20 protein-coding genes are annotated in these 20,561 nt (G+C 73.0%); 9 read left to right on the plus strand and 11 right to left on the minus strand.

All coding sequences use genetic code 11. From position 1 onward, the window contains the following. From SSP29_RS19345 to SSP29_RS19355, 3 genes are all read right to left on the minus strand, one after another. Positions 1-1,512, minus strand: a complete 1,512-nt coding sequence (locus tag SSP29_RS19345; RefSeq protein ID WP_089101945.1) for a flavin monoamine oxidase family protein — start codon at positions 1,510-1,512, stop codon at positions 1-3. Between the two features lie 185 nt (positions 1,513-1,697). Then, positions 1,698-2,855, minus strand: a complete 1,158-nt coding sequence (locus tag SSP29_RS19350; RefSeq protein ID WP_089101946.1) for a flavin-containing monooxygenase — start codon at positions 2,853-2,855, stop codon at positions 1,698-1,700. A gap of 313 nt (positions 2,856-3,168) precedes the next feature. Continuing rightward, on the minus strand, positions 3,169-4,755 hold the full coding sequence (locus tag SSP29_RS19355) for a subtype B tannase (RefSeq protein ID WP_089102398.1): 1,587 nt from the start codon (positions 4,753-4,755) through the stop codon (positions 3,169-3,171). A gap of 215 nt (positions 4,756-4,970) precedes the next feature. Here SSP29_RS19355 and SSP29_RS19360 point away from each other — a divergent pair, with 215 nt between their 5' ends. After that, positions 4,971-5,402 carry a Zn-ribbon domain-containing OB-fold protein gene (locus tag SSP29_RS19360; protein ID WP_089101947.1) on the plus strand — a complete coding sequence of 144 codons (432 nt, stop codon included), beginning with the start codon at positions 4,971-4,973 and terminating at the stop codon, positions 5,400-5,402. A 133-nt stretch (positions 5,403-5,535) separates the two neighbouring features. Continuing rightward, complete coding sequence (locus SSP29_RS19365; RefSeq protein ID WP_089101948.1) at positions 5,536-6,135, plus strand: GNAT family N-acetyltransferase; 600 nt, start codon at positions 5,536-5,538, stop codon at positions 6,133-6,135. Here SSP29_RS19365 and SSP29_RS19370 read toward each other — a convergent pair. Continuing rightward, entirely contained in the window at positions 6,132-6,917 is a 786-nt protein-coding gene (locus tag SSP29_RS19370) for an aminotransferase class IV (RefSeq protein ID WP_089101949.1), read from the minus strand. The two genes, SSP29_RS19365 and SSP29_RS19370, sit on opposite strands and share 4 nt — an antisense overlap. Before the next feature lie 67 nt (positions 6,918-6,984). Here SSP29_RS19370 and SSP29_RS19375 point away from each other — a divergent pair, with 67 nt between their 5' ends. Continuing rightward, positions 6,985-7,869 carry a GNAT family N-acetyltransferase gene (locus SSP29_RS19375; RefSeq protein WP_089101950.1) on the plus strand — a complete coding sequence of 295 codons (885 nt, stop codon included), beginning with the start codon at positions 6,985-6,987 and terminating at the stop codon, positions 7,867-7,869. A 10-nt stretch (positions 7,870-7,879) separates the two neighbouring features. Here the strand turns inward: SSP29_RS19375 and SSP29_RS19380 are convergent, their stop codons facing one another. Then, positions 7,880-8,551: a pyridoxine/pyridoxamine 5'-phosphate oxidase gene (locus SSP29_RS19380; protein WP_089101951.1), complete on the minus strand. Its 672-nt coding sequence runs from the start codon at positions 8,549-8,551 to the stop codon at positions 7,880-7,882. A 141-nt stretch (positions 8,552-8,692) separates the two neighbouring features. On the opposite strand from SSP29_RS19380, the gene SSP29_RS19385 reads away from it, so the two are divergent. Beyond that, a complete protein-coding gene (locus tag SSP29_RS19385; RefSeq protein ID WP_089101952.1) occupies positions 8,693-9,160 on the plus strand; it encodes a hypothetical protein in 468 nt (155 codons plus the stop codon). Positions 9,161-9,317: 157 nt separating this feature from the next. On the opposite strand, the gene SSP29_RS19390 is transcribed toward SSP29_RS19385, so the two are convergent. Both SSP29_RS19390 and SSP29_RS19395 read right to left on the minus strand, forming a co-directional pair. Beyond that, complete coding sequence (locus SSP29_RS19390) at positions 9,318-10,319, minus strand: expansin EXLX1 family cellulose-binding protein (RefSeq protein ID WP_089101953.1); 1,002 nt, start codon at positions 10,317-10,319, stop codon at positions 9,318-9,320. A gap of 130 nt (positions 10,320-10,449) precedes the next feature. Continuing rightward, positions 10,450-11,619 carry a thiolase C-terminal domain-containing protein gene (locus SSP29_RS19395; protein ID WP_089101954.1) on the minus strand — a complete coding sequence of 390 codons (1,170 nt, stop codon included), beginning with the start codon at positions 11,617-11,619 and terminating at the stop codon, positions 10,450-10,452. Positions 11,620-11,718: 99 nt separating this feature from the next. On the opposite strand from SSP29_RS19395, the gene SSP29_RS19400 reads away from it, so the two are divergent. Both SSP29_RS19400 and SSP29_RS19405 read left to right on the plus strand, forming a co-directional pair. Next, the gene (locus SSP29_RS19400; RefSeq protein ID WP_089101955.1) at positions 11,719-12,906 is read left to right on the plus strand and encodes an acyl-CoA dehydrogenase family protein; all 1,188 of its coding nucleotides are present in this window, start codon (positions 11,719-11,721) and stop codon (positions 12,904-12,906) included. Next, positions 12,903-13,367, plus strand: a complete 465-nt coding sequence (locus SSP29_RS19405) for a nitroreductase family deazaflavin-dependent oxidoreductase (RefSeq protein ID WP_089101956.1) — start codon at positions 12,903-12,905, stop codon at positions 13,365-13,367. The genes SSP29_RS19400 and SSP29_RS19405 overlap by 4 nt, the downstream gene beginning before the upstream one ends. 176 nt (positions 13,368-13,543) lie before the next feature. Here SSP29_RS19405 and SSP29_RS19410 read toward each other — a convergent pair whose 3' ends face one another. After that, positions 13,544-14,146: a LysE family translocator gene (locus SSP29_RS19410; protein WP_089101957.1), complete on the minus strand. Its 603-nt coding sequence runs from the start codon at positions 14,144-14,146 to the stop codon at positions 13,544-13,546. 82 nt (positions 14,147-14,228) lie between these two features. Between SSP29_RS19410 and SSP29_RS19415 the strand changes: the two genes are divergently transcribed. After that, a complete protein-coding gene (locus SSP29_RS19415; protein ID WP_089101958.1) occupies positions 14,229-14,681 on the plus strand; it encodes an Lrp/AsnC family transcriptional regulator in 453 nt (150 codons plus the stop codon). Positions 14,682-14,792: 111 nt separating this feature from the next. On the opposite strand, the gene SSP29_RS19420 is transcribed toward SSP29_RS19415, so the two are convergent. Next, positions 14,793-15,428, minus strand: coding sequence for a TetR family transcriptional regulator (locus SSP29_RS19420; protein ID WP_089101959.1), 636 nt, complete (start codon positions 15,426-15,428; stop codon positions 14,793-14,795). A gap of 180 nt (positions 15,429-15,608) precedes the next feature. Between SSP29_RS19420 and kbpA the strand changes: the two genes are divergently transcribed. Both kbpA and SSP29_RS19430 read left to right on the plus strand, forming a co-directional pair. Continuing rightward, a complete protein-coding gene (gene kbpA / locus SSP29_RS19425) occupies positions 15,609-16,331 on the plus strand; it encodes an AfsK-binding protein KbpA (protein WP_089101960.1) in 723 nt (240 codons plus the stop codon). Between the two features lie 210 nt (positions 16,332-16,541). Further along, entirely contained in the window at positions 16,542-18,890 is a 2,349-nt protein-coding gene (locus SSP29_RS19430; RefSeq protein WP_089101961.1) for an outer membrane protein assembly factor BamB family protein, read from the plus strand. A 487-nt stretch (positions 18,891-19,377) separates the two neighbouring features. Here SSP29_RS19430 and SSP29_RS19435 read toward each other — a convergent pair whose 3' ends face one another. After that, positions 19,378-20,151 (minus strand): enoyl-CoA hydratase/isomerase family protein, encoded by a 774-nt coding sequence (locus tag SSP29_RS19435; RefSeq protein ID WP_089101962.1) that lies wholly within the window; start codon positions 20,149-20,151, stop codon positions 19,378-19,380. Then, entirely contained in the window at positions 20,148-20,561 is a 414-nt protein-coding gene (locus SSP29_RS19440) for a Zn-ribbon domain-containing OB-fold protein (RefSeq protein WP_089101963.1), read from the minus strand. The genes SSP29_RS19435 and SSP29_RS19440 overlap by 4 nt, the downstream gene beginning before the upstream one ends.

A 20,561-nucleotide genomic window follows, 5' to 3' on the forward strand; every position in this document is an offset into this window, starting at 1 on the left:
TCACCCGAGGGCGGCCAGCACCTCCTTCGCCACCCGCTCGCCCGACCGCACCGCCCCGTCCATGAACCCGGTCCAGAACGTCGACGTCTCCGTCCCGGCCCAGTGGATGCCGCCCGCCGGCCGGCGCAGCGCGGCCCCGTACTGGGTCAGCACACCCGGCGTTGCGTAGGCCACCGGGCCGCCCCGCGAGAAGCCCTCATTGTCCCAGCGCTGCAGCACGAAGGAAGTGGGTGATGTGGCCTTGTCGCAGAAGTAGTTGGCGTAGTCGGCCAGAACGGCGGCCTTGACGTCGGCCTCGCTCGCCGCGTCGTACGCCCGCATCTCGTCGGCCTCGATGAAGCCCATCAGGGCGCCGTAGGAGGCGTCCGGCGGGGAGTTGTCGAAGGTCGAGCGGACCACGCCGGAGTCGCTGACCGCCTGGCCGTTGAGGCCGTCGGCCCGCCAGAACGGGGTGTCGTAGACGGCGATGGCCTTGCCGATCGAGCCCATCGGCATCCGCTGGGTGAGCTGGTCGCGGGCGGCCGGGAGGAGCGGGTCGTAGCTGATCCGGGCGGCGAGCGGGGGCGGCAGGGCGACGACGACGCGGGTCGCGTTGACCGTGATGCCGTCCGCCGTGACGACGTACGTGCTGCCGGACCTGACGATGGACCGCACCGGCGCGCTCAGTACCACCCGGTCGCCGAGGGTTGCGGCGAGCTTGATCGGGACCTGCTGGGAACCGCCGACGAAGCGGGACTCCTGGGCGCCGCCGGCGGTGTCGGTGAGGCGTTCCAGGGTGCCGGCGTCGGACTCGTCGCCGGCTGCGGCGATGTAGTAGAGGACGTAGAGCAGGGAGAGTTCACGGGGCTGGGCCGAGAAGATCGACGTGCAGGCCAGGTCCAGCAGGAACTTGGCGGAGGGCACGATCGCGTTGGCGTTCAGCCAGCTCTCGAAGGTCTGCTTGTCCCACTCGGCGGCCTTGGCGGCCGTCCAGGGCGCGTCCACCGGGACCTGCGCGGCCATGCTGTCCAGCTCCGACTGCACGATCGCCGCGTTGGCGAGACCGGCCGCGTCCACCGGCGGGACCGAGCCGAGCAGGCCGCTGGTGTCGTACGGGGTGCGCTTGCCGTCCTTGTAGAGGAGGTTGTTCCCCGTGTTGTAGGTGGTGAAGGTGGCCACGCCCAGGGAGTCGGCGAGGGCCTTGATGCGGTTCTGGGTGGGGCCGATGAACTCGCCGCCGCCCTCGGTGAAGCCGCCGTTCGCCAGCTTCAGGTTCACCACCCGGCCGCCGACCCGGTCCCGGGCCTCCAGGACGGCAACCGTCCTGCCGCCGGCCACCAGGTCGCGGGCCGCGGTGAGCCCGGCGATGCCGCCGCCGACGATCGCGACGTCGACGGTCCGGGAGGCGGCGGCCGAGGCCGTGCCCGCGGAGACCGCGGTGAGGCCGACGGTCCCGGCGGCGGCACCGCCGAGGAGGGAACGGCGGGAGAGCCGGGGGGAGGTCCTGGGGGAGCGCTGTCTTTCACGTGCCACGTGCGTCCTCCGTCATGAGCGAGAGGGGTGGAGCCGGAAAGTTGAGCAGGGCTCACATTCTGGTCCCGGGCACGCGCGTGATGCTACCGCCGGTAACAAACGGCTCCCGTCGCATGCGTCACATGTGCAACAGGGTTGATACGTAGGGAGGTTGAGGTCTCCTATGCCCTTCGAGGGGGTGCGGCCTACGCCACCCGGCGACGCTTGGCGACCGCCTTCGCGATCTTCTCCGCGTCGATGGCCATCTCGCGGAACATGCCGCTGATCGGGTTGGTGTAACCGGTGAAGTAGAGGCCGGGGGCGTTCTTCGGGGTGCGGGCGCCGTGGGCGACGGGGCGGCCGCGGTCGTCGAGGACGTCCAGGTGGCCGACCAGGCCCTCCAGGGCCCGGACGTATCCGGTCGCGGCGATCACCGCGTCGGGGGAGACGCGGGTGCCGTCGGCGAGCAGGACCTTGCCGTCCTCGAAACCGTCGACCGCGGCCACGATCTCGACCTTCCCCCGCCGCACCGCGTCGATGAGGCCCACGTCCAGGATCGGGATGGAGCCCTGCTTCACCCGGCTGTAGAGGCCGCTGTCGGGGCGGGGCAGGCCGTGCGCGGCCAGGTCGGGCACGCTGACCTTGGCCATCGTGCGGGCCAGCCGGTCGACGAGGGCCGTCGGCAGCCGTCGTACCAGGACGGAGTTGTACTGCGCGGCCCAGCCGGCGGTGGAGCGGCGCATGATGTGCGGGACCGTGCGGACGGCCAGCCGTACCCGCGAGGCGCCGCCCTCGGTCAGGTCGACGGCGATCTCGGCGCCGGTGTTGCCGGGGCCGACGACGAGGACGTCCCGGCCGGCGAAGGGCTCGGCGTTGCGGTACGCGCCGGCGTGCAGGAACTCGCCGCCGAAGCCGTCCCGGCCCGGCCAGTCGGGGATGCGCGGGGTGTGGTTGAAGCCGGTGGCGACCACCACCGCGGAACCGGTCAGCTCCCGCCCGCCGGAGGCGTGCAGCAGCCAGCCGTCGCCGTCGGCGGAGCGTTCGACGCGGGAGACCTCGACGCCGGTGACGATCTCCAACTCGTGGTGCTCGGCGTACTTCTCCAGGTAGCGCACCACGTCGTCGCGGGAGACCCAGCGGCCGAAGCGGCGCGGCATGGGCAGCCCGGGGAGCGCGGACAGCCGCCGGGTGGTGTGGAGGCGGAGCCGGTCGTAGTGACGGCGCCAGGACGCGCCGACGTCGTCGGACTTCTCCAGGATCACGGCGCGGATGCCCCGGGTTCGCAGCGCGTACGCGACGGCGAGACCTCCGGGGCCGGCGCCGATGACGTAGACGGGCGAAACGGTGGGGGAAAACACGGCCATGAGCGGGAGCGTAATCACGCCCCACGTTGATGGGTCTCGGTCAAGACCGGAATTGGTTGCGGATTGATCACACCCGTAGGAGAAGTGGGTGGGACTTGTGACGTAGCCCACCTCATCTGGCGGAAAACCGGCCGGAAACCGGTCCGAAAAGTGAAAGGCCCGTGACATCGGGCCCCGGTGCGCTGGGGCCCGACGTCACGGGTGGGCGGTGTCCTTAGACAGACGGGAAAAAGGACACCGCGTTCGGGGAGGCTATCGCGGCTTCAAGAGGGCCATCACGATTGTGAGAGCTTCTTACTTCCGCGGTGGCCTGTTAATTCCGCTTGCCCTTCTTGCCCTTGCCATAGCTCGTCACCGTGCCGATCCAGGTGATGAAGTCGCCCGGGTCGGTGTTGGCGCCGTGCCCCTCGTCCCAGTAGTACAGGTGGTTCACGTCGTCGCCGAGGTTGTCCAGGCGGGCCGCCAGGTTCGCGGAGATGACGTGCGAGGTGTCGGAGTCGCTGGTGCCCAGGCGGATCCACCAGTGCTTGGAACGGCGGTCGTTGACCTTCTCCACCAGGTGGTACATCGGGTTCATCAGGTTCAGCTTCTCGGGGACGTCGGCGGCGACCCGCTTGGTGCTGAGGCCGGTGGAGTCATTCTTCGCGCCGTACGCCGTGAAGTGGCGGGTCTCGGTCGTACCCGCTCCGAATTCATTGTTCTCGCCGGCCGACAGGTCGAAGGCGTCGAAGGCCGGGGTGTCCTTCTTGCGGGCGCCGACGTGGGTGAGGAAGTCGTCCCACGCGAAGGCGGCCCTGCCGCCGGACCAGGTGATGAAGGTGTTCTTGGCCAGGTACGTCTCGCGGTCCGAGTCCGAGAGCGCGGCGAGGTACCTGGTGGCCGACGGCTGGAGGTACTGCTCGACCAGGTAGTCGTCGTAGTTGCGGGCGGTCAGCGGGCCGAAGCCGGCCAGACCGCGCAGCTTCAGGCCTGCCTGGTACTCGGCGAACTGGGCCTTCAGGTCCTTGGAGACGGACTGGTCGACCTGCTTGCCGGTGGCGAGGTCGTTGGTGCCCCAGTTCCACTCGTAGGCGCCGTCGGCGTGCTCCAGATCGGTGATCGGGCACCAGGCGCCGACCGCGAAGACCGCGTCCGAGGCGTCGGCCGCGCCGAGCTCCTCCAGGTACTTGTCGTAGACCGGGCTGTCGCCCGACGCGCCGAGCAGCGAGGACAGGGCGCCGCCCGCGCTCGTACCGGCGGAGACGATCCGCTCGGTGTCGCCGGGGATCAGGCCCTGGTTCGCCTTGATGTACCGGACGGCGGCCTTGAGGTCGACGATCGCCGCGGGGGCGGTGCCGTAGTACTCGCCGTCGGAGTTCTTGAGGGTACGGCCGCGGGCGCCGGGCTCGATCACGACGTACCCGGCGGCCAGCGCGAGCAGCTGGTTGCCGGCGGTGGCGCCGCCGGTGGTGTTGGTGTTGGCGTTCGCGTTGGGGGCCGCGCTGGTGGAGGAGCTGGGCGCCGCGCTCGGGGCCGCGCCGCCGCCCATCGCCGAACCGCCGCCGCCGACCGCGGTGGCGTCCGCGACGGAGGAGGGCATGTAGCCGCCGATCGAGTTGGCGAGCAGGATCGGGGCGTTCGCCGGGTCGACCGCCGTGCCGTCGATCTCGACCGGGGCGCTGACGATCAGGGACTGGTAGGTGGCGTCCACCGGGTTGGCGACGTAGGTGATCGCCTTCCAGAAGTGGTATGTCACATTGTGCTCGGTGCCCTCGGTGTCCGTGATCGTCGTCGTCAGCTTCGCATAGGCGTCCGCGTCGAACTTGAGGGAGTCCGAGGACGAGGAGGACTTGCTCGACGCCTGCGCGCTGAGGGCGATACCGCCGACTGCCGCGACACCGGCCGTGGCGCCGATCCCCATGACCACGGTCCTGCGCTTCACTGCCCTGTGCTTCACCTTGCTGCTCCTCGTATCCGGGCTCCTTGGCCTTGCGGCTGCGAACGTAATCTCGCGCCGACAAAATCGTCAACAATTTGCCGGGATCTCATGGGGGACCCATAGAGCCATGGGAAATGCACAGGCTTTCCTCACCCGGGCCTAGGCTGCGCTTCGGGTTCTGACGTAACGTCAGATTCATGGATGCGACGAGTTCCGACGGGATACGCGCACAGCCCCCGCGATACGACCGCCCCGAACCGGACGCCTTCACCCGCCCCTACTGGGAGGCGGCGGCCGAGGGCCGGCTCCTGCTCCGCCGCTGCGGCTCCTGCGGCCGGGCCCACCACTACCCCCGGGAGTTCTGCCCGAACTGCTGGAGCGAGGACGTCACCTGGGAGCGGGCGACCGGCCGCGCGACCCTCTACACCTGGTCCGTGGTCCACCGAAACGACCTCCCGCCGTTCGGCGACCGCGTCCCGTACGTGGCCGCCGTGGTCGACCTCGCGGAGGGCCCGCGCATGATGACGGAGCTGGTGACCGCCGACCCCGAGACCATGCGCGCCGGACTGGAACTGGAGGTCGCCTTCCGGGAGGGGGCCCCGGTGTTCCGCCCGGCACCGACGCACTGAGCCGGGCCGGCCCCACGCAGAGAAACCCCACCGGACCGCTGCCCGGTGATGCACGGAACCCCGCCGGCAGGCCGCCGGGCGATGCACGGAAACCCGCTGGGCCCTCGCCCGGCGCGCACGTTTCAATGGGCCCATGGCCCTCACCGACGAACAGCCCGCCGCCCACCGCACCGACCCCACCCCGCACGGTCACGGTCTGCGGCTCGGCCGCTGGGATCCGGACGCGGAGGCGCAGGTCGAGGCGTGGCTACGGGCCCGTAGCGACCCGGACTTCCGGCGCTGGAACACCCCGCTCACCCTGGTGACCGACCTCGCGGGTGCCCGCGCCGTCCTGCGCAGGCAGGCGGCGGACGACACGTGCGAGCCGTTCCGGATCACGGACGCGGAGAGCGGTACGACCCTCGGCCACGTCGGCGTCAACATGATCGACCGGACGTTCCGGACGGCCCGGGTCGGCTACTGGGTGCTCCCCGAGGCGCGGGGCCGCCGGGTCGCCACCCACGCCCTGGCCCTGGCGGCGGAGTGGGCCTTCGCCGAACTGGACCTCCACCGCCTTGAGCTGGGGCACGCCCTCGGCCACGACGCGTCCTGCCGCATAGCCCGGTCATGCGGTTTCGCCTACGAGGGGACACTGCGCGGCGCGATGTTCGAGGCCGGCCGCAAGGACGCCTTCCGCGACGTACACCTGCACGCCCGCCTCGCGACGGACCCCGGAACCCCCCTGGAAGCCTAGATCGAATCCCAGGGAACCTCGGCCCAGGCGGCGCGCAGCGCGTCGGTCAGGACGGCACCGTCGCCGGGGAAGGGCACGTCGTCGATGCCGGCGAGCGGCTGGGCGGGGCAGTGGGAGTAGGCCGCCGCTCCGGCGCGCAGCGAAGGCAGGTCGTCGGTGGTGAGGCGACGGGTCGACCACGGCACACCGGCCTTCGCCGCCCCGCCCTGCAGCAGCTGCATGGTGATGCCGGGCAGTACCGGGGCCTCGGGCCACACGACCTGCTCCCCGTCCCAGAACGCGACGTTCCAGATCGAGCCCTCGCGCAGGTACCCGTCCCGGCCCACGAACAGGGCGTCGTCGAACCCCGCCTCCCGGGCCCGGCGCCGCTGGTACGTCAGCCCCATGGTCGCCAGGTGCTTGAGGTGCGGCAGCTCCCGCTCGTAGACGACGGTGCGCACCCGCAGGGCCGGGCCCGGTGTGTCGGCCACGGGGGCGGTGACCGACACCATGACGTCCGGCGCCGACGGCTCCTGCGCACCGGGGACGACCGCCACCCGGACCGACGCGGCACGCTCCCCGCGCACCGCGTGCCGGATGAACTCCCGGAGCCGGTCCGGGTCGCCGTCGGTCACGCCGAAGAGCTCACGGGAGGCCCCCTCCAGCCGCCCCAGATGCAGCTCCAGACCGCGCACGGCCCCGTCCCGCACCTGCATGGAGGTGAAGTGCCCGTAGTTCCGCGTCGCCACCCGGTGCAGGTCCTCGACGTCTGCCCGCCGGCCATTGATCTCCACGTTCGGCACCGCGCCATGCTGCCACAGGCGCCCTAATTCAGGTGCCCGGTACGGCGTTCGGACGGGATCATCGACCATGGCTCCCGAAAGAGGCACATCCGACTGGTACTTCACCTCCGATGTCGACGAATTCCTCGCCCACGCACAGGACTTCCTCCGCTCCCGCCCGGACCTGCACACCATTCCCCTCACCGTGACCGAGCAGCTCCGGCGGCGCGGACCGCGGGCCTACGGCGACCAGCCGCCGTTCTTCGGCCACCTGGCCCGGAGCGACGGCAGCGTGGCCGCCGCGCTGCTCCACACACCTCCGTACGCCCTGCACACCACCCCGCTCACGGCCGACGAGACCGCGGGGCTGGTCGACCGCCTCCTCGCGCTCGGCCACCCGGTGCCCGGGTTCTCCGCCGAGCGTGCCATGGCGGAAGCGTTCGCGGCGGAGTGGGAACGGCGGACGGGGGCGCCGGGAGAGCTGCGGGAGTCGCTGCGCCTCTACCGGCTGGCCGAGCCGAAGGCCCCCTCCCCGGCGCCGGAGGGCCGGGCGCGGGTCGCCGGCGCGTCCGACCGGGACCTGCTGATCCGTTGGTACGAGGGGTTCGTGGCCGACGCGGGCACGCGGGAGGGCCGGGACGGCGCGGACTGGGCCGACTTCCGGCTCTCCTACGACGGCGTCACCCTCTGGGAGACCCCCGACGGCACCCCCGTCTCCATGGCGGGCGTGACCCTGGCCGTCGCCGGCCAGGTCCGGGTCGCGCCCGTCTACACCCCGCCGGAACTGCGCGGCCGCGGCTACGCCGGCGCGGTGACGGCGGAGGTCAGCCGGGCGGCGCTGGCCGCGGGGGCCGCCGAGGTCCTGCTCTTCGCGGACCTCGCGAACCCGACGAGCAACGCGCTCTACCAGCGGATCGGCTATCGGCAGGTGGCCGACTGGGCGGTGTACGACCTCGCGGAGAAGGCGCCGTGAGGACGGCCGCTCAGGGCCACAGCAGTTGCTTCTGCCACCCGCCGTCCTCCTCCGCGACGTACCGGAGCCGGACGTGCCGCCGGTCCGGGTCGCCCTGGAAGAACTCCGCCTCCTGCGGGCGCAGGCGGTAGAGGGTCCAGGTCGGGGAGGGCGCGGCCGGGTCGGTACGGGCGCGTTCCCAGGCCGCCTCCGACTCCTCCCGCAACTCCTCCAGCGAGGACAGGAGCCCGCTCTGGCGGCCGGTGAGCGCCGCCGCCAGGGCGCCCGTCGAGCGGGCGTGCAGGTCGGCCTGGCTCTCCTCGGACGGGGCCGCGGTGACGGGGCCCCGGAGCCGGACCTGGCGGCCCAGCACCGGCCAGTAGAAGGCCAGGGCCGCGTACGGGCGGGCGGCCAGCTGATGCCCTTTGCGGCTGGTCACGTGGGATGCGAAGGACCAGCCGTGCGCGTCCGCGCCGTGCAGCATCACGATCCTCACGTCCGCCCGGCCCGCCTCGTCCGACGTCGCCAGCGACACGGTGTGCGGCTCCGGCTGCCCGGCCGCCACCGCCTCCTCGAACCACGTGGCGAAGAGGGGGAGCGGGGCGTCGGGCGCCGAGTCCGGGTCGAACGGCCGTAGCTCCGTGGTCCCGGGGGACCAGACGCGGAGCGACTTCAGGAGCGCGTGAAGATCCGTTGCTGCCATGTGCCGAGTATCACTCGGTACCTCCCGCAGCCGTGCCATCAGCCACCTCGTGCGGCCGCCGGGCGGCCCTGCGGCCGAACACCGGGGCACAACCGAGCAAACCGCTGCGAACATCTGTGCCCCGCCTCCACACTGTCCGGCATGAGGGGACCGAAGACCGTGAAAGTGGCCGTACGCCATGTAAACGGCGATGTCGGACGGCGCAGGACGCGGGCCGTGACCTGGGCCGCCCGCGACTTCCGGCTGGTCCGGCCGGCCGAGGGCCGGGACCGGGTCGAGCTGGAGTGCCCCGTCTGTACGGCGTCCGTCCTCGCCGAGGTCGCCGACCACGCGCGCACCCGGCGGGTGCGGAACGTCTGGGCGGCCGTGTCGGTGGTCTTCCTCCTCGTCACCGTCGCCGCCCTCTCCTACGCCGTCCACGAGGGCGGCAGGGCCCTGCCGGCGGGGCAGTCCCTGCCGGTCCTCTTCCCGGCCAGCGTGATCGTCGCCTTCGCCGGGCTCGTCATGACGCCCACGGCGTGGGTGCGCGGCCGCCGCCACATCGGCGTCGCCCTCCTCGACGGCCCCGCGCCGCGCCGCGGCCACCGCATCGTGCCGGCCCGCGGTTGAGCGCTCTGCTGGAAGTGCCGCGATGTGCCGTCTGCCGACTGCCGACTGCCGACTGCCGACTGCCGACTGTCGACCGCGGCGCCGTCGTGGCTGGTCGCGCAGTTCCTCCCCCAGCCTTCGGCCGGGGGTACCCCCAGCGCCCCTTTGGGGCGCTGCATCAGTGCCGGGCGAACTGGACCCCGGTCCGCTGCACCACGTCCGGGCGTACGGCGAGGGCCGGCACCGTGAGCTGTTCCCCGTAGATGTCGGTGAGGCGGATCTCGGCGCCGCAGCCGGTGCCCTGCTCGGAGAGGAAGTAGTTGTAGTCGGTGCGGGTCAGCGCCAGCCAGCCGGCGCTCGTGTGCACTTCCAGGCGGGCCAGCGGGTTGCGGTGGCCGATCGCCTGGATGCCGCACCAGTACTGGGTGGAACCGGTCTTGTAGCGGATCGACACCGTGTCGGAGGTGGCCGGGCTCAGCAGGCTCCAGGTGATCGTGATCCGGCCCGCCGACAGGGGTGCCAGCTTCGCGAACGCCTGTCGGCTGAGGTCGAGTTGGCCGACCGCGCAGGGCGCCGGGCACTCGTTGGTGATCCGTACGGTGATGGACGCACCGCTCGCCGCGCGGACGGAGACGTACGCCCCGCAGGCCTTCGCCGTCTCGTAGTCGGCGGTGTTCATCGCCGCGGTCATCACGTCGGAGGTCGGGCCGTAGGAGCAGGCGCCGTCGCCGTTGCCGACGTCGTAGGAGGTGGCGACCCCCTGGTAGGAGGTGCCGGGGCGGATCCGGCCGGCCGCGGGGGCCGTGGTGGACGGGGTGCGGGCGGTGCCGGTCGCCGAGTGCTCGGCCGAGGCGGCGGCCCGGGTGGCGGTCGGGGTCGCCGACGCGGACGCCGACGGGGTGGTCCGCCCGCTCGCCGACGGCTTCGGTGACGTGGCCGACGGCTTCGGTGACGTCGGCGTGGCCGTGTCCGCCGACGAGCTCGGCACGGCCTCGGACGCGGACACCGCCCGGTCCTGCCCGGCGGCGCCGGCCGCGGCGCCGGGGCGGAAGGCCACGACCAGGGTCGCGACCAGGGCGACGACGGCCACGGCGGCCACCGCGACCAACGGACCGCGCACCGGGCGCCATTCGAAGTCCCGGTCCGGCTGCGGGCGGCGGCGATGTGAGGAGGAGGCCACGGAGGGATCCTTACGCGATTCGGCGGTGCACGTCCTTCGAACATCGAAGCTTCCGGTACGACAGTTGCCGCCGGGGCCCGGGAGGTTGCCGCCGTCCCGCGGATTTCCGCAGCCGCTCGCGAAGCCCGGGTCACCCCCGCCCCAGCACCACCGTCCCCGACGAGCAGAACCAGCCGCCCGTCCCCGACGCCACCCCCAGCTCCGGCAGCCCCCCGTCGGCCCGCCGCACCTGCCGCTCCCCGGCCTCCCCGCGCAGCTGCCGTACCGCCTCCACCAGGAGGAACAGCCCCCGCATGCCCGGGTGCTGGGCCGACAGGCCGCCGCCGTCCGTGTTCACCGGGAGCTCCCCGCCCGCGACCCGCAGCCGCCCCTTCTCCACGAACGCACCGCCCTCGCCCTTCGCGCAGAAGCCGAGGTCCTCCAGGGTGACGAGGGTCATGTAGGTGAACGCGTCGTAGATCTCCGCGAAGTCGATGTCGGCGGGCGTGACTCCCGCCCGCCGGAAGGCCAGCCGCCCGCTCACCGCCGCCGGGGACACCGTGAAGTCCTCCCACTCCGACATCGTGGCGTGGGAGAGGCACTCGCCCGTGCCGAGGACCCACACCGGGGCGGTGCGGCAGTCCCGTACGTACTCCTCGGCCGCCAGCAGGACCGCCGCGCCGCCGTCCGAGCGGATGCAGCAGTGCAGTTTGGTGAAGGGGTCGGCGATCATCGGTCCTGAGAGGACCTCGTCGACGGTGACGGGGGTGCGGAACATCGCCTCCGGGTTCAGCGCCGCGTTCGCCCGTGCCTGGACCGCGACCTCGGCCAGCTGCTCGATGGTGGTGCCGTGTTCGATCATGTGGCGGCGGGCGGCCATCGCGTACTTGGCGATGAGGGTGTGGCCGTAGGGGACCTCGAACTGCAGGGGGCCGCGGGCGCCGAAGGAGAGGTTCCCGGTCCGCCGTCCCGCCCGGATGTCGGCGCGGGCCGTCGAGCCGTACACCAGCAGGACCGCGTTGGCGTGGCCGGCGGCTATCGCGTCCGCCGCGTGGGCCGCCATGACCTCCCAGGTCGAGCCGCCGACGGAGGTGGAGTCGGCCCAGGCGGGGCGCAGGCCCAGGTACTCGGCCACCTCCACCGGCGCCAGGGTGCCCAGGCCCGCCGACGCGAAACCGTCCACCACCTCCCGGCCGAGGCCCGCGTCGGCCAGCGCACGGCGGGCCGCCTGGGCGTGCAGGGCGTAGGGGGTGGCCTCGTCCACCCGGCCGCAGTCGGACAGGGCCACGCCGACCACGGCGACCTTGCGGGGTCCAGTCATGAATCTGACGGTACATCAGATCCGCTGGACTCCGCCCCTGTGCATCTGCAGCCGACGCCCCTAGCATGACGGGCCGTCAGATCGTCAGGAGGTCCGGTCATGGACGCCCGCTTCACCGACGAGCAGGACGAGATCCGGCGCGCCCTGCGTGAACTGCTCCACAAACGCTGCGGTACGGAGGACGTGCGGGCCGCCGTCGACAGGGCGGAGGGGTACGACCCCGGCCTGTGGACCGCCCTCGGCGAACAACTCGGCCTGCCCGGCCTCGCCCTGCCCGAGGCGTACGGCGGCGCCGGCTGCACCCGCACCGAAGTCGCCCTGGCCGCCGAGGAGCTGGGGCGGGCCCTGGCCCCCACCCCGTTCCTCGCCACCGCCGTCCTCGCCGCCCCGCTGCTGCTCGCCCTCGGCACCGACGCCCAGCGCGCCGAGCTGCTCCCGAGGATCGCCGACGGCGGCCTCACCGCCGCCCTCGCCGTCCCCGGCACCCGGCTCGGCACCGCCCTCGCGCTCACCGGCCCGGGCGCCGCCGACTGGGCGGGCGGCGGCCGGGCCGGAGGTGTCCAGGCGCGGCGCGCGGCGGGCCGGTGGCGGCTGTACGGGGAGGCCGACCAGGTGCTGGACGGGCACCGCGCCGGTCTGCTGCTCGTGCCCGCGCACACCGGGGGGTACGCCCGCTCGCGCGTCCTCCTCTTCCTGGCGGCGGGGGACACCGCCGGGGTCGTACGGACCCGGCGGACCGGCCTCGACGCCACCCGCAGCCAGGGCCGCATCCAACTGCGCGATGTGCAGGCCGAGTTGCTCGGTTCCGATGAGGACACCGACGTCCGGGCCGCCCTCGCCGGCCTCGGCGACTTCGCGGCCGCCGTGCTCGCGGCCGAGGCCGTGGGGGCCGCCGACCGGGCGCTGGAGCGCACCGTGGAGTACGTGAAGCAGCGGGAGCAGTTCGGGCGGCCGATCGGGTCGTTCCAGGCGGTCAAGCACCGGCTGGCCGACGTGTACGTGGCGGTGCGGGCGGCCCGGTCGGCGGCCTACTACGCGGCCTGGGCGACCGTGCACGGAGAACAAGTGGGCGGGCTGGCGCTCGCGCAGGCGCTGGAGGCGCTGCGGACCGCCGCCGGGGAGGGCATCCAGCTGCACGGCGGGATCGGGTTCACCTGGGAGCACGAGGCGCATCTGTACTTCAAGCGGGCCGCCGGGGACGAGCTGCTGTTCGGGCCGGGGCACCGGCTGCGCGCGCACGCGGCCGAGGCGGCCGGGCTGTTCGCGGGACGGGAGGTGGCGGTGTGATCGGCGAACGGCTGGTACAGAAGGTGTCCGCCACCCGGGGGTTCGCCAAGGTGGCCCCGCACGTGGTCCCGGCCCTGGACCGGGCCGTGCACCGGCTCAGCCGCGGCCGGGTGCTGCTCAGCGCCCAGCTGCTGCCCGGCGTGATCCTCACCTCCACCGGCGCGCGCAGCGGGCAGCCCCGCCGTACGCCGCTGGCGTGCATGCCCGACGGTGACGGCTGGTTCCTCGTGGGGTCCAACTTCGGGCGCACCGGGCACCCCGCCTGGACGTACAACCTCCTCGGCCGCCCCGACGCCGACATCAGCTGGAAGGGCCGGGACATCCCGGTCACCGCCCGGCTGCTGGAGGGGGCCGAACGGGCGGAGGCCTGGCGGCTGCTGCTGGTGTTCTGGCCGCCGTACGCCGCCTACCAGGAGCGGGTGGACCGCGAGATCCGGATCTTCCGGCTGACCCCGAGGTAGCCGCGGGCAAAGCGCCCCCTGAGGGGCGCGGGGCTGTGCCTGTATGCGGCTCCGCCGCGTGGGCGCGACCGGCCCCCACGCACCCGCAGTCGGACCGCTACCGGCCGCTGCACCTTCGATGCCCGCGAGGTCAAGGGCCTCACCGCCCCGGACCGCCGCTGACGGCCGGGGAGCGGCTACAGCAGCCGTTCCCCCAGCAGCAGCGCCCCGATGCCGAGCATCGCCGCCCCCGAGGTCCGGGTCACCGCGCGGGCGGCCCGGGGCCGGGCGGCGAGCAGGGTGCGGGAGAGGGCGCCGACGGCCAGGTAGACCGCGGCACACGCGGCCATGTGCAGGGCGCCGAGTACGGCGGTCTGGGCGGCCACCGGGGCATGGCCGCCCTTCGTGACCAGGAACTGGGGGAGCACGGAGAGGTAGAGCAGCAGCGCCTTGGGGTTCAGTCCGCTGATCGCGGCGCCCCGCCAGAAGCCCTGCGGCCCCGCCTCCCCTTCCTGCGGCACCATCGGGCGGCGCAGGACGCCCCAGCCCAGCCACAGCAGGTATCCGGCGCCGGCCACGGTCAGCGCCGTGAGCAGCTGCGGCGACCGGGCCACCAGCACCGCGAGCCCCGCGACCGCCAGCGCGGTGTGCAGCGCGTACCCGGCGAGCAGGCCCGCCACCGCACGCGGCACCGAGCGGCCGCGCACCCCGGCGGCGATCACGTACGCCCAGTCGGCGCCCGGCACGCACACCAGCAGCAGGTCGACGGCGAGGAAGGAGAGCAGGAGTCCGGTGTCCATGGAGGGGACATTAGGCGCGATTGTCCCGAAAGTGTTGCCGAAATTTGCTCGCTACCAGAGGTTTCGGGGGAGAATCTGCCCCATGGACGACGTGGACCGGAAAATCCTTGCCGAGCTCCAGCAGGACGGGCGGCTGACCGTGACCGAGCTGGCCGGGCGGGTGCGGCTGAGCGTCTCGCCGTGCCACCGCCGGCTGCGCGAGCTGGAGCGGTCGGGGGCGATCAGCGGGTACCGGGCGGTGGTGGACCCGGCCGCCGTGGGGCTGAGCTTCGAGGCGCTGGTCTTCGTGTCCATGCGGCAGGAGGACCGGGACACGGTCGCCGACTTCGAGCGGGCGCTCGCGGAGATCCCCCATGTGCTGGACGCGCAGCGGCTCTTCGGCGAACCCGACTACCTGCTGCGGGTCGCCACCGCCGACCTCGCCGCCTTCCAGCGGCTCTACGACGAACGGCTCGCGACCCTGCCGGGCGTGCAGCGCCTCACCTCGACGCTGGTGATGAAGCACGTGGTCCGGGACCGTCCGCTGCCCGCGTGACAGAACGCTTGACAGAACGCGTGACGAAGCGCGTGACGGAGCGCACAGCGGAACAGGCGGCGGCCCACCTCGGGGTGAACCACCGCCTGCAGACAGGACCCAGGACGCGGACTACTTCGTGGGCTTCTTCCCGGTCACGCCCAGGTGCACCAACAGCGCGAGGTTCGGCTTGAGTTCGGCCTGCTTCACACCCCAGGTCTGGAAACCCTTCTGGTGCGCGGCGACGGCCGCGAGCATGGCGACCAGCGAACCGGCGACGGCCGCCGGGTTCACGTCCTTGTCGACCTTGCCCTTGGACTGCAACTCCGCGATGGAGTCGGTCAGGGAGTTGTTCACCGAGTTCAGGATCTTCATACGGATCTTGTAGAACCGTTTGTCCCCCTCGGCCGCCCCGAGGTCGACCACGCGCAGGATCGCGTCGTTCCTGCGCCAGAACTCCAGGAAACCGTCCACGAGTTCCTGCGCGGTCGCCCAGCCGGCCTTGCCGACCCAGGAGCGCCCCGCCAGAAGCTCGGTCAACTGGCCGCCCTCGGTGGCCATTTGCTCGGCGATCTCCAGGACGGCGCCCTCGACGTCCGGGAAGTACTGGTAGAAGGTCGCGGGTGAAGTGCCCGCCTTCCGGGCGACATCGATGACCTTGACGTCCCGGTAAGGGGAGGAGCTGAGCATCTCGCTGAGGCAGTCGAGCAGCTTCTGCCGGGTCGCCTGCCCACGCCGGCCGGCCACGCGGCCGTCGACGGTACGCACTTGTCCTGTCATGCCGTCAGCTTACCGAGGGGTGATCGGAGCGCGATTCGGCCGACTGCAAATGGGGTGCACGGGTGTACGGAGCGGCTGCACGGAAGGGAAACGGAAGAAAAGGCGCCGGTCAATCCGGCCGGGTGCGGCTGCTCTGCGCGGTGCGGGCCGGGCGGTTACTTTGACGACATGGCCGAAAACAGGGCATCCGGATACGCGGAGGGCGTCCCGTGCTGGGTGGACGTGCAGCTCCCCGACGTCGAGGCGGGCAAGCGGTTCTACGGCGGGCTCTTCGGGTGGACCTTCGAGGACGCCGGAGGAGGGGCCGTGTGGGCGCGGCTCGACGGCGCGGCCGTCGCCAGGCTGGCACGGAAGCGGGACGGCCGGATGCCCACCGTCTGGACGGTGTACTTCGCGACCCCGGACGCCTACGACCTCGCCCGCCGGGTCCTCGACGCCGGCGGACAGATCGTCAACGACCCGGTGCCCGTCCGCGACCTCGGCACCGCCGCCCTGGCCGCCGACCCCACGGGCGCCGTCTTCGGCCTCTGGCAGGCCGCCGTCCACCCCGGCTTCGGCGTCCGGCACGCCCCCGGCACCTTCGCCTGGGCGCAGCTCTACACCAGCGACACCGACGCGGCCAACACCTTCTACGGCCGCCTCTTCGCCGACGCCCTCTTCGGCGCCGGCGCCGACCCGGACTTCGGCCGCGCTCCCGTGACCGAGGTGTTCGCGGCCGGGATGCCGTCCCAGTTCGTCGTCCACTTCCGCACCGGGGACGTGACGGCCGCGGTCGGGGCCGTGCAGCAGCTGGGCGGCCGGGTCCAGGCGCCGCCCTTCGAGACGTCGTACGGAAAAGTGGCCGTCGTGACCGACAATCAAGGGGCGTCCTTCGCGCTGCTGGAACGCTGAGGCCGGAAACAGACGGGTCTCGGCGCATATTCAGTAGATAAATGTCTCACTTTGTCATGGGACACCCCGATTAATCACCGGGTTCGCAACCTGTGCCCGGGCCAGGAAGAATCGGGGTGCGTGCCGCCACGGCGGTGCGGTGGTGAGACGCTGCACGGGGTCGCGTACATATGTGGGTGGACGAGGCCCGTACGGGGAGGTGGCAGGCAAGTGGTGGATCAGCTGACGCAGCACGATCCGCGGCGGATCGGGCCGTTCGAGGTGCTGGGACGGCTGGGGGCCGGCGGCATGGGGCTGGTCTATCTGGCGCGCTCGGCGTCCGGCCGGCGCGTGGCGATCAAGACCGTCCGGACCGAGCTCGCCGAGGACCAGCTGTTCCGGGTCCGCTTCACCCGTGAGGTGGAGGCGGCCCGCGCGGTCTCCGGCTTCTACACGGCGGCCGTCGTCGACGCCGACCCGCGCGCGGCCGTGCCGTGGCTCGCGACCGCGTACGTGCCGGCGCCCTCCCTCGAAGAGATAGTGAACGACTGCGGCCCGCTCCCGGCCCAGGCGGTCCGCTGGCTCGCGGCGGGCGTCGCGGAGGCGCTCCAGTCGATCCACGGCGCCGGACTGGTCCACCGCGACCTCAAGCCCTCCAACGTCCTCGTCGTCGAGGACGGTCCCCGGGTCATCGACTTCGGTATCGCCTCCGGTGTCTCGAACACCCGGCTGACGATGACGAACGTCGCGGTCGGCACCCCCGCCTACATGTCCCCGGAGCAGGCCAAGGACTCCCGCAGCGTCACCGGCGCGAGCGACGTCTTCTCCCTCGGCTCCATGCTCGTCTTCGCCGCCACCGGCCACCCGCCCTTCCACGGCGCCAACCCGGTCGAGACCGTCTTCATGCTGCTCCGCGAGGGTCCGGACCTCGAAGGCCTCCCGGACGAGCTCCGCCCCCTCATCGAGTCCTGCATGCAGATGGAGGCCGCCGCCCGCCCCAACCCGGCCGACCTCCAGGCCCAGCTCGCCCCCCACCTCTTCGGCTCCGGCTCCGACGACAGCGGTACGGCGTCCGCCTGGCTGCCCGAGAAGGCGGTCGGGCTGATCGAGTCCCGCCGCGGCGGCCGCCCGGCGGTGAAACCCTCCGCCGGCCCGTCCGGCGCCCGCAGCGCCGGCCGTCTCCCGGTCCCGCCGCCGCCCTCCTACGACCCCGTGGTCCCGGCCCCGGTCCCCGTCGGCGCCCCCGGCCCCGACCCCGGGCCGGTCCGGCTCGCCGGCGCCCAGGTGCCGATCGGCCCCGGCCCGCGCGTCGCCGACGCCCGCGCCGCCGCCGTGAAGGCACCGCCGCCCGAGGCCGGCCTGGTGGCCAGCTGGTCCCGCCCGCACCCCGGCGTCAACGGCGCCGACCCCGCCGTACCGCCGGTCCCCGGCCTGCCCCCGGAGACGGCGTCCGGCTGGCGGCCCTGGCGGTTCCGGATGTCCAACGACGTCTGGGGCACCCCGTCCGTCGACGGCGACCTCGTCTACGTCACCTCCTTCGAGGTACACGCCCTCGACGTGGCCACCGGCCGCCGCCGCTTCAAGACCCGGGACGTCGCCTGGTCCATGGCGGTCGCGGACGGCCGTATCCACGCCTCCGACGGTCCCACCCTGTTCGCCCTGGAGGCCCGCGAGGGCGGCGACCTGTGGCGGCTGTCCACCGACGCCTGGGTGTACGCCCTCAAGGCCGACCGCGGCACCCTCGTCACCGGCACCCGGGGCGGCGGCGTCCAGGGCTGGGAGGCCTCCAACGGGCAGAAACTCTGGGAGCTGTCCGGCGCCCAGACCGACTTCGAGACCCCCGAGTCCGGCCCCTCCCTGCACGAGGGCACGGTCTACGTCTGGCAGGACGCGCGCCTGCGTGCGCTGGACGCCCGCACCGGCGACGAACGCTGGTCCTACCCGATCGGCGACGCGGCCTCCTGCGGCGGCGTCCCGGTCCGCCTCACGCACGCCGACGACGGCTTCGTGTACGCCTCCGCGGGCACCCGCGTGATCGCCCTCGACACCGCGACGGGCCGGGTCCGCTGGCACTTCGAGGCCCCGGCCGTCTTCCTCTCCCCGCCCGCCTACGTACCCGGCCCCGCCGTCGCCGGCGGCGGCATCTACCTCGCCGACTACCTCGGCACCGTCTACGCCCTCGACGCCACCGACGGCCGCGACCGCTGGCGCATCGCGACGGAGGCCCGCGCCTCCGTCGAGCCGGTACTCGTCGCCGCCGGCCACGTCCACGTCGGCAGCGGCAAGGGGCTGTACACCCTGGACGCGGTCACCGGTACGCCCAAGTGGCGCTTCCAGGCGGGCGGCGATGTCGTGGGCGCCCCGGCGGTCGCCGAGGGCCGCATCCACTTCGGCTCCACCGACCACCTCCTCTACACCCTGAAGGCCGACGACGGCCGGCTGCGCTGGAAGCTGGCCACGGGCGGCGAGATCACCGGGTCACCGGTGGTGCGGGACGGGGTGGTGTACGCGTGCAGCAAGGACCGCTGCGTGTACGCCTTGGACGCCGAGAAGGGCACCGGAACGGCGCGGACCGCTTGAGCGCGCCGTAGGGGTGCGCGCCGTGGGGTCACTGCGGCGCCGCGGGGGCTTGTCGCGCAGTTCCCCGCGCCCCTGGGTTGGCTGTCGCCTTGTCGGCTGCGAGGTGCTGGTCGCGCCCGCGCGGCGGAGCCGCAGTTCGGATACGGCCCCGCGCCCCTGGGTTGGCTGTCGCCTTGTCGGCTGTGAGGTGCTGGTTGTGCCCGTGCGGTGGAGCCGCAGTTCGGATGCAGTCCCGCGCCCCTAAAGGAAGGGGCGCTGCACCGGCGCCCCTTTAGGGGCGCGGGGAACTGCGTGAACGGCCACGACGTAGCCGCAGGCGCCCGGCGGCATCAAGTGGCACTCTCTTCGGCGCTTCGGCGCTGCCCGGGACGGCCGTCGTACCAGTTGGTCGCACGGAAGGGCTGCGCACGGCGGCCGCCGCTCGGGGTGGGAGTCGGCTCCCACAGCGAACGGTACGCCCGGGCTCCCCGCGCCGCCACGTGGTGCCTCAGCGGGTACGAGGAGCCGTACGCGGCCGGTCGGCGAACAGCTCCGCCTGCCGCTCGTCGGGCAGGTTGCCCAGGCTGATCAGGTGCGGCGCCTGGGCCCACCCCCGCTCCCGCGCCGCCTCCTTCGCCGCCCACAGCGCCCGCACGCTCCCCTGCACCCCCTCCGTCGGATACCCGGCGATGACGGAAGCGCACCGCACGGCCGCCTCCAACGCCCTCCCGGCGGCCGTCACTTCCGACACCAGGCCCACCTCGTACGCCCGCCGGGCCGAGACCCGCTCGGCGTTGCCCATCAGCACCATCCGGGCCACCTCCCCGTACGGCATCCGCTGCGCCATCAGCACCGACTCGTACGCGCTGACCATGCCGTAGGAGGTGTGCGGGTCGAAGAAGGCCGCGGTCTCGTCGGCGATGACGAAGTCGCACTCGCCCAGCAGGTAGAAGGCACCCCCGCAGGCCATCCCGGCCACCGCGGCGAGCACCGGTTTCCACAGGTCGTTCGACTTGGGGCCGATCGCGATCAGCGGATCGTCCTGGCTGTACGGCGACGACGGCTGCGGTACGACGGCGTCCCGGTCGAGACCGGTGCTGAAGGCCCGCCCGCCGGCCCCGGTGAGGACGACCGCCCGTACGGCGTCGTCGAAGCGCAACGCCCGCCAGGCGGAAGAGAGTTCGGTGGCCGTCGCGAGGTCGACGGCGTTGAGCCGCTCGGGCCGGTCGAGGGTCAGGACGCAGACCCCGCTCTCCTTGTCCGTGTCCAGGCGCAGGCTCACGACCGCTCCAGGACCCACTGCGGGAGACCGTCCGCGAAGACCGCCTGCACCCGGGCCCCGATCCGGATCCGGTCCAGGGGGAGGGAGTTGAGCGGCGCCCCGGCCTCGCTCACCACGTTCCCCACCAGCCGCACCCGGGGCGCGTCGTCCAGCTCCACGACGACGACGTTGTACGGCGCCTGCGCCGCGTACTCGGGGAGCAGCGGCGGATGCGGGACGACGTACGACCAGATCCGCCCCCGCCCGCTCGTCGGCCGCCACTCGCTCGCGAAGGACTGGCAGTGCGGGCAGCAGGGCCGGGGCGGGAAGCGGGGCTCGTGGCAGTCGGCGCAGGTCTGGACGCGGAGTTCGCCGCGGGCCGCGTACTCCCAGAAGGGGGCGCCGTCGGTGTCGGTGGCCGGTCGCAGCAT

Origin of the sequence: Streptomyces hyaluromycini, from assembly GCF_002217755.1 — a bacterium.
Taxonomy (GTDB): domain Bacteria; phylum Actinomycetota; class Actinomycetes; order Streptomycetales; family Streptomycetaceae; genus Streptomyces; species Streptomyces hyaluromycini.

What these genes read in the sequence shown, in the direction of transcription:
- SSP29_RS19440 (WP_089101963.1), bottom strand. Translation starts at nt 20,561, where the DNA reads ATGCTGCGACCGGCCACCGACACCGACGGCGCCCCCTTCTGGGAGTAC.
- SSP29_RS19380 (WP_089101951.1), bottom strand. Translation starts at nt 8,551, where the DNA reads ATGGCAGCAACGGATCTTCACGCGCTCCTGAAGTCGCTCCGCGTCTGG.
- kbpA (WP_089101960.1), top strand. Translation starts at nt 15,609, where the DNA reads ATGGCCGAAAACAGGGCATCCGGATACGCGGAGGGCGTCCCGTGCTGG.
- SSP29_RS19395 (WP_089101954.1), bottom strand. Translation starts at nt 11,619, where the DNA reads ATGACTGGACCCCGCAAGGTCGCCGTGGTCGGCGTGGCCCTGTCCGAC.
- SSP29_RS19365 (WP_089101948.1), top strand. Translation starts at nt 5,536, where the DNA reads ATGGCCCTCACCGACGAACAGCCCGCCGCCCACCGCACCGACCCCACC.
- SSP29_RS19400 (WP_089101955.1), top strand. Translation starts at nt 11,719, where the DNA reads ATGGACGCCCGCTTCACCGACGAGCAGGACGAGATCCGGCGCGCCCTG.
- SSP29_RS19355 (WP_089102398.1), bottom strand. Translation starts at nt 4,755, where the DNA reads ATGGGGATCGGCGCCACGGCCGGTGTCGCGGCAGTCGGCGGTATCGCC.
- SSP29_RS19410 (WP_089101957.1), bottom strand. Translation starts at nt 14,146, where the DNA reads ATGGACACCGGACTCCTGCTCTCCTTCCTCGCCGTCGACCTGCTGCTG.
- SSP29_RS19375 (WP_089101950.1), top strand. Translation starts at nt 6,985, where the DNA reads ATGGCTCCCGAAAGAGGCACATCCGACTGGTACTTCACCTCCGATGTC.
- SSP29_RS19360 (WP_089101947.1), top strand. Translation starts at nt 4,971, where the DNA reads ATGGATGCGACGAGTTCCGACGGGATACGCGCACAGCCCCCGCGATAC.
- SSP29_RS19350 (WP_089101946.1), bottom strand. Translation starts at nt 2,855, where the DNA reads ATGGCCGTGTTTTCCCCCACCGTTTCGCCCGTCTACGTCATCGGCGCC.
- SSP29_RS19385 (WP_089101952.1), top strand. Translation starts at nt 8,693, where the DNA reads ATGAGGGGACCGAAGACCGTGAAAGTGGCCGTACGCCATGTAAACGGC.
- SSP29_RS19415 (WP_089101958.1), top strand. Translation starts at nt 14,229, where the DNA reads ATGGACGACGTGGACCGGAAAATCCTTGCCGAGCTCCAGCAGGACGGG.